The sequence below is a fragment of the Microbispora sp. ZYX-F-249 genome (assembly GCF_039649665.1).
Taxonomy (GTDB): domain Bacteria; phylum Actinomycetota; class Actinomycetes; order Streptosporangiales; family Streptosporangiaceae; genus Microbispora; species Microbispora maris.
Genome location: NZ_JBDJAW010000003.1, coordinates 186,277 through 199,261, shown reverse-complemented (window position 1 = coordinate 199,261; position 12,985 = coordinate 186,277). Strand labels below are relative to the sequence as shown.

Here is a 12,985-nt window from a genome sequence, read left to right as displayed (position 1 = left end):
GATCAGACGCCGTAGCGCTCCGGTTTGGGGGTGCGCGACATCAGCAGCACGGCCGCCTCTCCGGGGGTCATGCCGTCGTGGACGACCCCGACGACGACCTCGGTGATCGGCATCTCCACGTCGTGCTTCCTGGCCAGTTCGAGCACCGACTCGCACGTCTTGACGCCCTCGGCCGTCTGCTTCGTGGCCGCGACGACCTCGGCCATCGTCATGCCGCGGCCGAGGTTCTCGCCGAAGGTGCGGTTGCGCGACAGCGGGGAGGTGCAGGTGGCGACGAGGTCGCCCATGCCGGCGAGGCCGGCGAAGGTGTGCTGGTCCGCCCCGAGCACCGCGCCCAGCCGGGCGATCTCGGCCAGCCCGCGCGTCATGAGCGTCGCCCGCACGTTGTCGCCCAGGCCCATGCCGGCCGCCACGCCGACGGCCAGCGCGATGACGTTCTTGACCGCGCCACCGAGTTCGACGCCCACGACGTCCGGATTCGTGTAGGTCCGGAACCACGGCAGGTGGCACGCATCCTGGAGCCGGACGGCCACGTCCTCGTCGCGGCAGGCGACGACGGCCGCGGCGGGCTGCCGCTGGGCCAGCTCGGGGACCAGGTTGGGCCCGGAGACCACGGCCACCCGCTGCTCCGGCACCTCGGCCACCTCGCAGACGACCTCGCTCATCCGCTTGCAGGTGCCGAGCTCGACCCCCTTCATGAGGCTGACCAGCACCGCCCCGGACGGGATGTGGGGCTTCCACACCTGCAGGTTGCCGCGCAGCGTCTGGGACGGCACCGCGAGGACCACGAAGTCCGCGCCGTCCATGGCCTCGGCGGGGTCGGTCGTCGCGCGGATCGTGTCGGGCAGCCGGGTCCCGGGCAGGTATTCGGGGTTCTCCCGGGTCTCGTTGATCGCGTCGACGATCTCCGCCCGCCTGCCCCACAGGGTCGCGGGGGTGCCGGCCTCGGCGAGGATCATCGCGAACGTGGTGCCCCACGAGCCCGTTCCGAAAACAGCCGCCCTGCTCACTGGCCGCACCACTCCTCTTGCTCCGCGCGCTCCTCCCTCACCGTACGCCCCGCTCAGCCGTTGGCCGCGTTCTTCGGGTCATAGGGGACCTCCGGCGCCTTCTCGTCCCGAATCTCGGCGAGCAGGCCGGTGATGGCGGCCGTGATGTCCGCGGTCGCCTCGCGCAGGACCGAGCCGCGCATGGGCTGCCCGGCGTACTTGGACAGGTCGACCGGCGGTCCGGCGAGCACGTGGAAGCTCTTGCGGGGCAGCAGGCGAGGCTTCGTCGCTCCGTACGGCAGCAGTTCCTGGGCGCCCCAGTGGGCGATCGGGATGACCGGCACGCCGGTCGCGAGGGCCAGCCGGGCGACACCGGTCTTGCCGGCCATGGGCCACAGCTCGGGATCGCGGGTGATCGTGCCCTCGGGATAGAACAGGATGCAGGCGCCGCTCCGCAGCCGCTCTTCGGCGATCTTGAGCGACTGGGTGGCCTCGGTGCTGTTGCGCTCGACCGGGATGGCCTGGAGCTGGGCGATGGCGTGACCCAGTCCGCGGATCCGGAAGAGACCCGCCTTGGCCAGGATCGTCGGCCACCGCCCGTTGTTGTACAGGTAGTGCGAGAGCAGCACGGGGTCCGACCACGACAGGTGGTTGGCCGCGATGATCAGCCCGCCGGTGCGGGGGATGTTCTCCCCGCCGCGCCACCGCCGCTTCACGAACAGCCGTGAGAGCGGCTTGACGACGACGACCGCGAGCGTCTCCCAGAAGCGCGGCGGCCGGCCGGCACGGCGGCTCACCACGGCGGGGGTGGGCACTGCGGGGGCGTTCGGGTCGGACGAGGGCTCGCTGGGGTGGCTCACAGGGTCTCCAAATCACCGGGATCCGGCACAAGTCTCCCGGTTGGCCATGGGCGATGTCGAGGCGGGATGCTACAGGCATGCACCTCGCGCGATGGTCAATAGTGGTCCCGGTGAAGACCTTGATCCGGGCCAAGACGCGGCTCGCCGCGGCGGCGGGGCCGTACCGGACCGATCTGGCGGTCGCGGTGGCCTCCGACACCGTGACGGCGGCGCTGCGGTGCCCGCTGGTGGCGCGCGTGGTGGTCGTGACGGCCGACCCGCTGCCCGCGCGGCGGCTGGCCGCGCTCGGCGCCCACGTGGTCGCCGACCCGGACCGGGGGCTCAACACCGCCCTGCGGGCGGGCGCGGAGGAGGCCGTACGGCTCGCGCCCGACGACGCCGTCGGCGCTCTGCAGGCCGACCTGCCCGCGCTGCGGCCCGCGGAGCTGGAGACGGTGCTCGCGGCGGCGCTGGAGTTCGACCAGGCGTTCGTCCCCGACGCGGCCGAGGTGGGCACGACGTTCTACGGCGTACGGCCGGGCGTGTCCTTCCGGCCGGGGTTCGGCGGCGAGTCGAGGGCCAGGCACCTGTCCCGGGGGGCCAAGGAGCTGGCCCTGCCCGACATCGCCTCGGTGCGCAGGGACGTGGACACGCTGGAGGACCTGCGTGCCGCCCTGGCCCTGGGCGTCGGCCCCGCCACCGCGGAGGTCGCCGCCCGCCTGTCCGCGGCGCCCGGCCGGACCGCGTGAACGCGAGGATCACGCCGGCCCCCGTGCCGGCGTGATCGTGTCCGCTGTCGTGGTCAGTGGGCCGCCTCCGCGTTCTCCCGGGCCTGCCGGGGCAGCAGGAAGGCCACCGCGAACGTCACCACGAGCATCCCGGCGACCACCCAGAGGGTCACCTTGATCGCCTGGTCGAAGCTTCCGGCGCTCGGCACGCCGCCGAGCAGGTCGAAGAAGACCGTGCCGAGCAGGGCGTAGCCGAACGCGCTGCCCAGCTGCTGCACGGCCGTCAGGGTGCCGGACGCGGAGCCCGTCTCGTGCTCCTCGACCCCGGCCAGCACGATGTCGAAGAACGGCGACATCAGCAGGCCCATGCCGATCCCCGCCACCACGAGGGCCGGGGCCAGTTGCCAGGGGTTGGGGTGCGTGCCCGTGATGTTCAGCGTGAGCAGGACGCCGGCCACGCCGAGCGCCATGACGAGGGTGCCGCCCTGGAGGAGCCTGCGCCCGAACCTCTGCAGCGGCTGGGCGAGCCCGAATCCGACGATCATGCCGGCCGACCACGGGGCCATCGCCAGACCGGCCTTGAGCGCCGAGTAGCCGAGCCCCATCTGGGTGTAGAGGTTGAAGACCAGCATGAACCCGGCCATGCCGGAGAAGAACACGATGCCGGTCAGCAGGCCGCCGGTGAACGCGCGCTTGCGGAACAGGCTCGGCACGATCAGCGGGTCGCCGCCGGAACGGCTGCGGCGCGACTGGAACAGGCCGAAGACGGCGAAGACGACGACCGAGGCGACGAGCATGGCGAACGCCCAGAGCGGCCAGTCGTGCTCACGGCCCTGCACCAGCGGGAAGATCACCAGGAAGCCGCCCAGGGACGCGAGCGCCACCCCGCCCATGTCGAGGCGCAGCGGGTGCGGCGACCTCGACTCCGGCAGGAAACGCATGCCGGCGGCCAGCGCGGCGAGGCCCAGCGGCAGGTTGACGAGGAAGATCATCCTCCAGCCGGTGCCCCAGAAGTCGGCCTCGACCAGCCAGCCCGCGAGGATCGGGCCGCCGACCGCGGACAGGCCCATGACCGGCCCGAACATGCCGAACGCCTTGCCCATCTCCGCGGGCGGGAACATCTCCTTGATCATGCCGAGTCCCTGCGGCAGCATGACCGAGCCGAACAGGCCCTGGATCACCCGGGCGCCGATGAGCACCTCGGGAGTCTGGGCGACGGCGCAGAGCAGGGACCCCGCGGTGAAACCCGCGGCGCCGATCAGGAACATCCGCTTGCGGCCGAAGATGTCCCCCAGCCTGCCTCCGGTGATCAGGCCGACGGCCATGGCCAGGGTGTAGGCGGCGCCCATCCACTGGATGGTCCCCTCCGAGCCGCCGAGATCGGCGCGCATGCTCGGCGCCGCGATGTTGGTGACCGTCGCGTCGAGGAGGTCCATGACCTCCCCGGCGAGGATCACGAAGAGAGCCGCCCAGCGCCAGCGGTACGGCGCTCGGGTCGGCGGCGCTGGTGGCGCCGTGGCGGTGATTGGTTCCGACATCACCCCTCCAGGGGTACTGAACACTGTTCATAGTAAACTGAGCGCTGTTCTATCACCGATCAATGTTCACCTACAAGTTCGGCGTTCAACAAGATATATCGCGTCTTGTCGCGCGCACAAGATATATCTCGTGTTGAGAGCAGTGTTCGTGAACACGGAGCGGTGTTCACTAGCATGGGCGGAACAGCGGGAGGTCCTCATGACGCAGCCGGACATGCCCACACCGCCGTGGGAGCGTCCGCCCAGGCGACGTACGCCGGCCAGGGTGCCCCTCACCCGCGAGCGCATCGTCGACGCCGCCTACACGGTCCTGGACCGTGAGGGCTACGACCGCCTGAGCATGCGGCAGGTCGCATCCGAGCTCGGCGTCGCCGTCTCGGCGTTGTACGTCCACGTACGCGACAAGGACGAGCTGCTGCAGCTCATGTACAACCGCATGTTCGAGGGCTACGAGCTGCCCGAGCCCGACCCCGAGCGCTGGCAGGAGCAGATCAGGGACTTCGCCCGCCAGGGCCGCCGCAGACTCCTCAGCCATCGCGACGCGGTCAAGATCTCCCTCGGCCGTGTGCCCTTCTCGCCCGAGCTGCTCCCCCACGTGGAGAAACTGCTGGCCGTCTTCGCGGCGGCCGGCCTGCCGAGAGAGGTCATGGCCATCGCGGGCGACCTGCTCTCGACCTACCTGGACGGGTTCGTGCTGGAGGAGGTCCTCTGGCAGGACCGCTATCCGGAGAGCGGCGGCAAGGCGCCGCAGGAGATGCGGGAGGAGATCGAGGGCTATTTCGCCTCGCTGCCCGCCGACCGGTTCCCGAACCTGGTGGCGCTCGCCGACAGGATGGTGGACGAGTCGAACGACTACCGGTTCGAACTCGGCCTGGAGATCCTCCTGCGCGGCCTCGCCTCCTACATCGCCGAGCCGGGCCCCGGCGAGGAGAGCTAGGAGACCGCGCGGACCCGCGGGGCCAGCAGGATCGGCAGATGGGCGAGCGTGTAGGCCCCGCAGGCGGTCCAGAACGCGACCCGCACCCCCGCGAGCTGGCCGAGCGTGCCCGCCAGCAGGCCGCCGAACGGCATCCAGCCCCACATCAGGAAGCGCATGGTGGCGCTCAGGCGGCCGAGCAGGTGCGGCGGGCAGATCGACTGGCGGTAGGCCCCCTGCGCCACGCTGAAGACGGTGGTCGCCACCCCACTGGCCGCGAGGGCCGCCGGCAGGATCAGCAGTCGCCACCCGGCCGCCGTCAGTGCCAGCGGGGCGGTGCACAGCGTGGCCGCCCACGCCGCCGCGTACATCGCCCGGCCGACGCCCAGCCGGGCCGCGACGCGCGGGGCGAGCCAGGCCCCGGCCACCCCGCCGACCGCGCCCGCCGACAGCAGCGTGCCGTACGCGCCGGGGCTCGTGCCGACCTCGCGGACCAGGTAGAGCGGCACCGTGGCCGACCACAGGCCGAACGACAGCATGGTCAGCGCCCCGACGGCGGCGACCCGGCGCAGGACGGGCTGTCCGGCGACGAACCGGAGCCCTTCCGCGATCTCCGAGCGCAGCCGGGCGGCCCGGGCGCCGCCCGAGGCGCCCCGCTCCGGCACCGCGTCCGGCGTGTCACCGGTCCCCGCGCCCGCCCGCGTCCCGGCCTCCGTACCCGCCCGCGTCCCGGCCTCACGCCGCTCGTCCACGCGTACGCCGAGGAGCAGCAGCCCGGACACCCCGTAGCTGAGAGCGTCGGCGACCACCGCGATCGGGGCGGTGAGGGCCTGCACCAGCCAGCCGCCGAGCCCCGGGCCCGCGAGCTGGGCGAGCGACTGGTTCGCGGCGAGCGTGCCGTGCCCGCGGGCGAGGTCCTCCCGGCCCACGATGGACGGGAGGTAACTCTGGTGGGCGACGTCGAAGAAGACCGTGCACAGCCCGGTCAGCAGGGCGACCGCGTACATCTGGGGCAGGCCGAGCACCCCGGCCGCGGCGGCGGCCGGGACCGACAGCAACGCCACCGCGCGGACCACGTCGGCGGCGACCAGGACGGGACGGCGCCGCATCCGGTCCACCCAGGCCCCGGCGGGCAGGCCGACCAGCAGGAACGCCGCCATCTCCGCGGCGGTGAGCAGCCCGACCTGGAACGGGCTCGCGCGCAGCGCGATCGCCGCGGTCAGCGGCAGGGCGACCAGGGAGACCTCGCTGCCGAGCTTGCTGATCGCGTCCGCCCCCGCGTAGCGCCGGAAGTCCCGGGCGCGCCACAGGCTTCTTCGCACCCCCGCAGTCATCCGGACGATGCTGGCACCGAGCTGCTTAGCCGGTCAAAGTGGTTTCGGACCGGCAGCGGTAGGCTTGCGCCGTGCAGGCGACGGTGCAGAGCTTCGATGCCGCGACCCGCTCGGGCTGGGTCTTCCTCGACGACGGCACCCGGATTCCCTTCGACGGCGAGGCGTTCGACGCCGGCCCGCTGCGGCACCTGCGCCCCGGTCAGCGGGTCGCCCTCGTCATGACGGACGGCCGCGTCACCTACGTGACGCTCTCCACGTTCCCGACGCCCTGATCCGTCGGACGGTCCTGATCGCCCCTCCGTCGATCACCAGGTCCGCGCCGTTGACGCTCGCCGGATGCGGGGAGGCGAGGCAGGGGAGGCGGCTCCCCCACCGCGCCGGTCGTCGCCTGACCGCTGGAGGCGGCCCCGAACGGGCTACGACCTCGTCCTCAGCCGACCGGCCCGGGACTCCAGGTAGCGTTGCTCGGCGATGCTGGCGGTGGCCTTCGCGGCGCGCCGGTAGTGCTCGTACGCCCCGGCCGTGTCGCCGGTCTTCTCCAGCAGGTGCGCGCGTACGGACAGCAGCCGGTGATGCCCGGCCATCCGCTCGTCACCGTCCAGCGTGGACAGCAGGGCCAGCCCGGCCGCCGGGCCCTCGATCTCGGCGAGCGCTATCGCCCGGTTGAGAGTGACCATCGGGTTGGGGGCGATCCGTTCCAGGATCAGATAGAGGGCGTGCACCTGCGGCCAGTTCGTCTCCTCGGGCATGGCGGCGTCGGCGTGCGTGGCGGCGATGGCGGCCTGCAGCTGGTAAGGCCCCAGCGCCGGACCGGCCAGCGACGCCTTCACCAGCTCGACGCCCTCGTCGATCAGCCGGCGGTCCCACTTCGTACGGTCCTGCTCGGCCAGCGGCACCAGGTCGCCGGCCGCCGTCGTACGGGCCTCCCGGCGGGCGTGGGTCAGCAGCATCAGCGCGAGCAGCCCGGTGACCTCGCCGTCCCCGGGCAGCTGCGCGTGCACCATCCGGGTCAGCCGGATCGCCTCGCGCGCGAGGTCGGCACGGTGCAGCTCGCTGCCCGATGAGGCGGTGTAGCCCTCGTTGAAGATCAGATAAAGCACGTGCAGGACGACCCGCAGCCGCTCCGCGCGCTCCGCGCCGTCCGGCAGGCCGAACGAGCCGCCGGCGGCCTTGACGCGCTGCTTGGCCCGGCTGATCCTGGCCGCCATCGTGGCCTCCGGCACCAGGAACGCGCGGGCGATCTCGGCGGTGGTCAGGCCGCCGACCGCCCGCAGCGTCAGGGCGGTCTGGGTGGCCGGGGTCAGCGTGGGATGGCAGCACAGGAACAGCAGGACGAGCGTGTCGTCGGTGGCCGGCACGTCCTGCGGCACCACGTCGGCGGCCGTTGCCGCCTCCCGCTCCCGGCGGGCGTGGTCGCTGCGCATCTGGTCGATGAGCCGCCGGGACGCGACGGTCACCAGCCAGCCGCGCGGGTTGTCCGGCATCCCCTCGGCCGGCCACTGCACGGCGGCGGCGAGGACGGCCTCCTGCACGGCGTCCTCACAGTCCTCGAACCGGCCGTGCCGCCGTACCAGCGCGCCGAGGACCTGCGGCGTGAGCTCACGCAGCAGGTCCTCGACGACCGGTGCGGTCATGCCTCCAATTGTCCGTCGGCGAACATGACCTGCCGCACCTCGATTCCGAGACCCTCGATCGCGGCGTCCGGGATCAGTGCCGCCAGCTCGATCGCCCGGTCCCTGTCCTCGCAGTCGATCAGATAGAAGCCGCCCAGATACTCCTTGGACTCCAGGAAGGGGCCGTCCGTGACCACCGGCTGACCGTTGCGCACGGACACCACCGCGGCCTGCGACGGGTCGGCCAGCGCCTGCGTGGTGATCAGCTCGCCGGACCGCTTCAGCTCCTCGATGAACCTGCCGTGACCCTCGCCGATCGCCGCCCTCTCCTCATCGGTCAGCGCGTCCAGCACGGCCGGGTTGATATGCATGCCGATCAGGAACTTCATCTCGTTCTCCTCGTGATGCGCGGGCCTCCGCCGGGCCCTTTCACCGGTTGGTCGGAGCCGCCCCCGTGGTCTTGACACGCATCCGCGTCAAAAAACTCCCCGCCGCTCCGACCAACCGGCGAGACGTCGAGAGAACAGGGAGTTTCCACATATGCGCATCACCATGGCGTGGCCGGGGCTGGTCGTCCTGGCGCTGCCGCATTGCTCGTCGCGATCGACGCGACGGCGTTGCTCCTCGCGCTGCCGCAGCTGAGCGCCGATCTGGGGGCCACCGGCGTCGAGCAGCTGTGGATCAGCGACAGCTACGGATTCATGGTGGCCGGTCTGGTCATCGTCATGGGCACGGTCGGCGACCGGATCGGCCACCGGCGGCTGCTGCTGGTCGGCGGAGCGGCGTTCCTGGTGCTGTCGGTCGTGGCCGCCTTCGTGGCCGGCCCGTCGATGCTGATCGTCGCGCGTGCGCTCCTGGGCGTCGCCGGGGCGACCCTGGCGCCGTCCACACTCGCCCTGCTCGGGGTGGTGGCCGCAGCGGTCTATCGGAGCCGGATGGAGGGCACGTCCGACTCGCTGGCCGGCGCGGTCGCCGCCAGCCGGCACCTTCCCGCCGGCCAGGGGGCGCAACTGCTGCAGGCCGCCCGGGAGGCGTTCACCGCCGGCCTGCACGTCACCGGCGTCGTCGCCGCGGTCGTCTTCGCCGGGCCGGCCGTGCTGGTCCTGGCGATGCGCCCGGCGACCCGGACCGCCCCCGCCGCACTGCCCGGCTGATTACTGCGGCCCTGCCCCGTGGGAGCCGCGGCCGGGGTGTGCGGTTGCCCGGACACCCCAAGCGGCATGGTCACCAGTGGGCCTGGTCATCTCCTTCACCCATGCCTCGTCGGACTCCGCGTCGACGAGTGCGCAGGGCGCGATCGGGCTGCCGGCCTTGGCCAGGTAGGTGCCGAGCGTCCAGACCACCCCCGGGTGGTTGCCCGGCCGGAACTCCAGCACGAGCGTCTCTCCCCGGCGGATGTACTCGGGAGAGATCACGAAGGTGTCCCGGTCGATGGGCCGGGCAGCGTCGCGGGAGCGCCAGTTCTCCGGCTTGTCGAACTCCCGGCGCTCCCGCTCGGTCATGTTCGCGGTGCTCGGCGGGTCGTAGGCCAGGTCCGCGCCGGCGAAGCGGCCGGGGGCGCACCGCTTGCCCGCTTCGGTGAACGTCACGTCTGCCGGGATGCCGGCGTCCTCGAGCTTGGCCTCCAACTCGTCCGGCTCCCGGAGCTCCCTGACCGTCACCCGGATGGTCCCGTCAGTCTGTTTCACCACGGCGTACGCCGCGTTCTGGGTTCCGGCCAACAGCGGCACGGCCACCACCGCGGCGGCGGCGATGCCCGTGACCGCCGCCCCCGCCAGCAGGCGCCGGCGCAGCGGGGAACGGCCCTGCCGCGGTGCCGTCGCGGCGGATGCCGGGGAGGGGTGGGCGAGTTCCGGGTCGGTGGCCCGCCTGCCGGGCAGCCAGGACGCGCGGCGGTGGGCGGGCGGCGTCGCGACGATCTCCTCCAGAAGTACGTCCATGCCCTGGCTCAGGGCGGGCTCGTCCTGATCGGCGGCCGGGTCGACGCCGGCCAGCATGCGGTCGATCTTGTTCATCGGGTCTCTCCTCGCAGCGGTTTCATCACAGGAACCTCATCCGCGGTGCCGAGCAGCCGGGCCAGCCGTTTCCGGGCCTTGTGCAGCCGGAGCCGGGCGGCGGTGCTGCTGCAGTTCAGCACCGCGGCGATCTGGGGGCCGGTCAGCCCTTCCCAGGCGGACAGGGCGAGCACCTCGCGGTCGGCCGGGCTCAGGAGGGCGAAAGCGGCGCGGATCCTCTCCGCGTGGTGATCGAGGGGCGCGGGGGCGCCCTGCCGCACGGCCAGTTCGTCGCGGAGCCGCTCGGCCAGCGCGCTGCGGCGCGACTGCCCGCGCCGGTGATTGGCCAGCACACGGCGGGCCGCGCCGTACAGCCACAGCAGCGCCGCATCGCCGTCCGGGACGTCGTCCATCCGGCGCCACGCGGCGAGAAAGGTCTCCGCGATCACGTCGGCGACGTCGTCGGCCGACTCGGTGCGGCGCAGCGCATAGCGGTGTACCGCGGGATAGCAGGCGCGGTAGAGCGCCTCGAAACGATCTCGCATGCCGGAGGGTGCGCGCGGATCTTGCACAGGTGTCTCCTCGTCGAAGGCCGACGGAACACCTCATTAGGTGTCCGGCACCTCCGGCAGTGTTTCCGGCCCTGCTCACCCGCGCATCGATCGCGAAGGCGGCGTACGGCTCCGGCGGGCCCGGTCTTCCCCTGCGTTCACACCGAGGGCGATCGAGGCGAGGGCGTCACCGGGCCTGCGACGTGATCCGGGTTCCGGCCCCGCCGGCCCTGAAGATCACAAGGAGACGCAGGCGGGCGGCGGCACTCGTAGCGCGATCATGGCGACGTCGTCCTCGCCCGTCACCGGCATCCCGGTGAGCAGTTCGTCGCAGAATTGGCCCAGGGGTTCACGGGCGAGGGGCTCCGCGCACCGTCGCAGCCGTTCGAGCCCGTCGCCGAGATCCTCTCCCCGCCGCTCGACGAGGCCGTCGGTGTAGAGCAGCAGGGTGCTGTGCGGCGGCAACGGCTCCACGGCGCTGATCCACGGCTGCCCGTGACACAGGCCGAGGAGGGGATTGCCCGCGTCCCGGAGGAAGCGGCCCTGTCCGTCGCCGGTAACCAGCAGCGGCGGCGGGTGCCCGGCCGCCGAGTACACCAGCCGCCACATGCCGTCTCCGGCTCTTTCGAGGCGGGTCAGGACGCAGGTCGCCGTGCTCTCGCCGTCAAGGGTCTCCAGGGCGCCGTTCAGCCGCCGCAGGACGTCGGCCGGGGACTCGAGTTCACGGTCGGCGGCGAGCGCCCGCAGCAGGTTGCGCACCTGGCTCATCGACACGGCTGCGGCGAGGTCGTGCCCGGCCACGTCTCCGATCACCACGTTGACGGCGCCGCACGACAGCACGAACGCGTCGTACCAGTCCCCGCCGATCTCGGCGGCGGTCGGGCTCGCCTGGTAGCGGGCGGCGAGCTCCAGGCCGGGGACGTGGGGCGGCTCGGCCAGCAGGCTGTGCTGCAGGGCCAGCGCCACCCGCTGCGTACGGCGGAAGCGCAGAGCGTTGCTGATCGCGTCGTGCGCGTGGTCGACCGTCTCCCGGATCAGTTCGACGTCGTCCGGCGCGATCGGCGGGCGATCCCCGCAGGCAGCGGCCACGACCACGGCCGCCACCTCGCCTTGGACCACGATCGGCAGAAGGGCCAGGTTGTGCGCCCCGCTCTCGGCCATCCAGGTTCTGACGGCCTCGGGGCAGGGGAACGGAGGGCAGCCCGGGGGGAACGACATGTGGACCGGGCGGCGCCGCCGTACCGCGCGCACGAGCGCGCCGGTGGGGAGGTGATACTCCTTGCGCCGTGTCGGCAGCCTCCGCAAGCCCGCACGGACGGCGGCGGCGATGCGCTCGGTGACGACCGGCGCGTGGGGGAACCCACCGCTCGACTCGGGACGCAGGTACACGTCGCACGAGTCGGCGAGCTCAGGCACGATCACGTCGGCGAGCGCCTGGCACATCTCCTCCAGGTTGGTGATGTCGGTCGCCGCGGCCGCGACCCGGTCCAGCAGCCGGCGGCGCCGTTCCTCCTGCCACTCCTGCTCGACGTCGGCGGAGGCGCCCACCCACTCCACCACCCCGCCGTTCTCGTACACGGGCACGGCCCGGAAGCGGATGTGCCGGTAGACGCCGTCCGGGCTCGCGACGCGGAAGACCTGCTCCCAGATCGGGGTCGCCAGTTCGGTGGCCCGGACCCAGGCGTCCAGGGCCCTGTCGCGGTCCTCGGGATGCAGGGCGCGCAGCCAGCCGTACCCGCGGCTCTCCTCCAGCGTCTGGCCCGACAGGCGCTGCCAGCCCTGGCTCACCTCCCTGACCTCGCCCTCCGGGCCGGTCACCCACACCATGTGCGCGCCCGCCCACATCATGCTCTGGTAACGGCGCCGGAGGCGGCGCAACTCCTTCCCTATGGTGCGAGCCCGCCGCGTGGCCACGACCTGCGCCGTGACCTCCTGCGCCACTGCCAGCAGTCCGTTCTCGCCGCTCTCCAGGGGAAGCGTGGAGAGGCTCACCCGGAAGAGGCGCTCGCGTGGCGCGGCGCCGGGACGTGCCGCGGTCACGCAGACCTGGTCGGCGCACGCGGTCTTCCCGGTCGCCAGGACCTCATCCAGCATCCCGAGGAATTCCGGGTCGAGGACGTCGTCGAAGGCCTCCCCGGCCGGCGTCCCGATCGGCCGGTCCCCGAACATCGCCCGGAAGGCGTCGTTCATGTAGAGCAGCCGGTGCTCTTCCCCCCGCGTCACCAGGACTCCGACCGGCGCCCGGTCGAACACCTCCAGCGCCACCCGGCCGGACTCACGTTTCTGGTCGACTTGCACTGCGTTGTCCCTCGGTCGAACGATGCATGCGATCGGGGTCCCCCGCGTACGCCCCCCTCGACTCGCTCACTTGAGAGTACACACGTTTGCACAGGTCAAAGGCAGGGTCGGGGCTCTCGCGCGGCAGCCGGCACCGGGCCGGGAAACGACGAACGGCGCCCGGGGGCTCCGAGCGCCGTCCACTG

13 protein-coding genes are annotated in these 12,985 nt (G+C 72.5%); 4 read left to right on the top strand and 9 right to left on the bottom strand.

Annotated elements, in window-relative coordinates; genetic code table 11:
- Positions 1-2: 2 nt before the first annotated feature.
- Both AAH991_RS05370 and AAH991_RS05365 read right to left on the bottom strand, forming a co-directional pair.
- Positions 3-1,010, bottom strand: coding sequence for an NAD(P)H-dependent glycerol-3-phosphate dehydrogenase (locus AAH991_RS05370; RefSeq protein ID WP_346224614.1), 1,008 nt, complete (start codon positions 1,008-1,010; stop codon positions 3-5).
- Between the two features lie 53 nt (positions 1,011-1,063).
- On the bottom strand, positions 1,064-1,849 hold the full coding sequence (locus tag AAH991_RS05365; RefSeq protein WP_346224613.1) for a lysophospholipid acyltransferase family protein: 786 nt from the start codon (positions 1,847-1,849) through the stop codon (positions 1,064-1,066).
- Positions 1,850-1,926: 77 nt separating this feature from the next.
- Between AAH991_RS05365 and cofC the strand changes: the two genes are divergently transcribed.
- Complete coding sequence (gene cofC / locus AAH991_RS05360) at positions 1,927-2,577, top strand: 2-phospho-L-lactate guanylyltransferase (protein WP_346224612.1); 651 nt, start codon at positions 1,927-1,929, stop codon at positions 2,575-2,577.
- A 53-nt stretch (positions 2,578-2,630) separates the two neighbouring features.
- On the opposite strand, the gene AAH991_RS05355 is transcribed toward cofC, so the two are convergent.
- Complete coding sequence (locus AAH991_RS05355) at positions 2,631-4,094, bottom strand: MFS transporter (protein WP_346224611.1); 1,464 nt, start codon at positions 4,092-4,094, stop codon at positions 2,631-2,633.
- A 199-nt stretch (positions 4,095-4,293) separates the two neighbouring features.
- On the opposite strand from AAH991_RS05355, the gene AAH991_RS05350 reads away from it, so the two are divergent.
- The gene (locus tag AAH991_RS05350; RefSeq protein ID WP_346224610.1) at positions 4,294-5,031 is read left to right on the top strand and encodes a TetR/AcrR family transcriptional regulator; all 738 of its coding nucleotides are present in this window, start codon (positions 4,294-4,296) and stop codon (positions 5,029-5,031) included.
- Here the strand turns inward: AAH991_RS05350 and AAH991_RS05345 are convergent.
- Positions 5,028-6,344 (bottom strand): MFS transporter, encoded by a 1,317-nt coding sequence (locus tag AAH991_RS05345; protein ID WP_346224609.1) that lies wholly within the window; start codon positions 6,342-6,344, stop codon positions 5,028-5,030. The genes AAH991_RS05350 and AAH991_RS05345 overlap by 4 nt on opposite strands.
- A 71-nt stretch (positions 6,345-6,415) precedes the next feature.
- Between AAH991_RS05345 and AAH991_RS05340 the strand changes: the two genes are divergently transcribed.
- Positions 6,416-6,616 carry a hypothetical protein gene (locus AAH991_RS05340; RefSeq protein ID WP_346224608.1) on the top strand — a complete coding sequence of 67 codons (201 nt, stop codon included), beginning with the start codon at positions 6,416-6,418 and terminating at the stop codon, positions 6,614-6,616.
- Positions 6,617-6,760: 144 nt separating this feature from the next.
- Here AAH991_RS05340 and AAH991_RS05335 read toward each other — a convergent pair whose 3' ends face one another.
- Both AAH991_RS05335 and AAH991_RS05330 read right to left on the bottom strand, forming a co-directional pair.
- Positions 6,761-7,978, bottom strand: coding sequence for an RNA polymerase sigma factor (locus AAH991_RS05335; protein ID WP_346224607.1), 1,218 nt, complete (start codon positions 7,976-7,978; stop codon positions 6,761-6,763).
- Complete coding sequence (locus tag AAH991_RS05330) at positions 7,975-8,346, bottom strand: YciI family protein (protein WP_346224606.1); 372 nt, start codon at positions 8,344-8,346, stop codon at positions 7,975-7,977. The genes AAH991_RS05335 and AAH991_RS05330 overlap by 4 nt, the downstream gene beginning before the upstream one ends.
- Before the next feature lie 201 nt (positions 8,347-8,547).
- Here AAH991_RS05330 and AAH991_RS05325 point away from each other — a divergent pair, with 201 nt between their 5' ends.
- Positions 8,548-9,111: an MFS transporter gene (locus AAH991_RS05325; protein WP_428833942.1), complete on the top strand. Its 564-nt coding sequence runs from the start codon at positions 8,548-8,550 to the stop codon at positions 9,109-9,111.
- Here the strand turns inward: AAH991_RS05325 and AAH991_RS05320 are convergent, their stop codons facing one another.
- The 3 genes from AAH991_RS05320 to AAH991_RS05310 form a co-directional block, all read right to left on the bottom strand.
- The gene (locus tag AAH991_RS05320; protein WP_346224605.1) at positions 9,112-9,972 is read right to left on the bottom strand and encodes a hypothetical protein; all 861 of its coding nucleotides are present in this window, start codon (positions 9,970-9,972) and stop codon (positions 9,112-9,114) included.
- Positions 9,969-10,523, bottom strand: coding sequence for an RNA polymerase sigma factor (locus tag AAH991_RS05315; RefSeq protein WP_346224604.1), 555 nt, complete (start codon positions 10,521-10,523; stop codon positions 9,969-9,971). Before AAH991_RS05315 ends, AAH991_RS05320 begins: the two co-directional genes overlap by 4 nt.
- 216 nt (positions 10,524-10,739) lie before the next feature.
- The gene (locus AAH991_RS05310) at positions 10,740-12,800 is read right to left on the bottom strand and encodes a SpoIIE family protein phosphatase (protein ID WP_346224603.1); all 2,061 of its coding nucleotides are present in this window, start codon (positions 12,798-12,800) and stop codon (positions 10,740-10,742) included.
- Between the last annotated feature and the right edge of the window lie 185 nt (positions 12,801-12,985).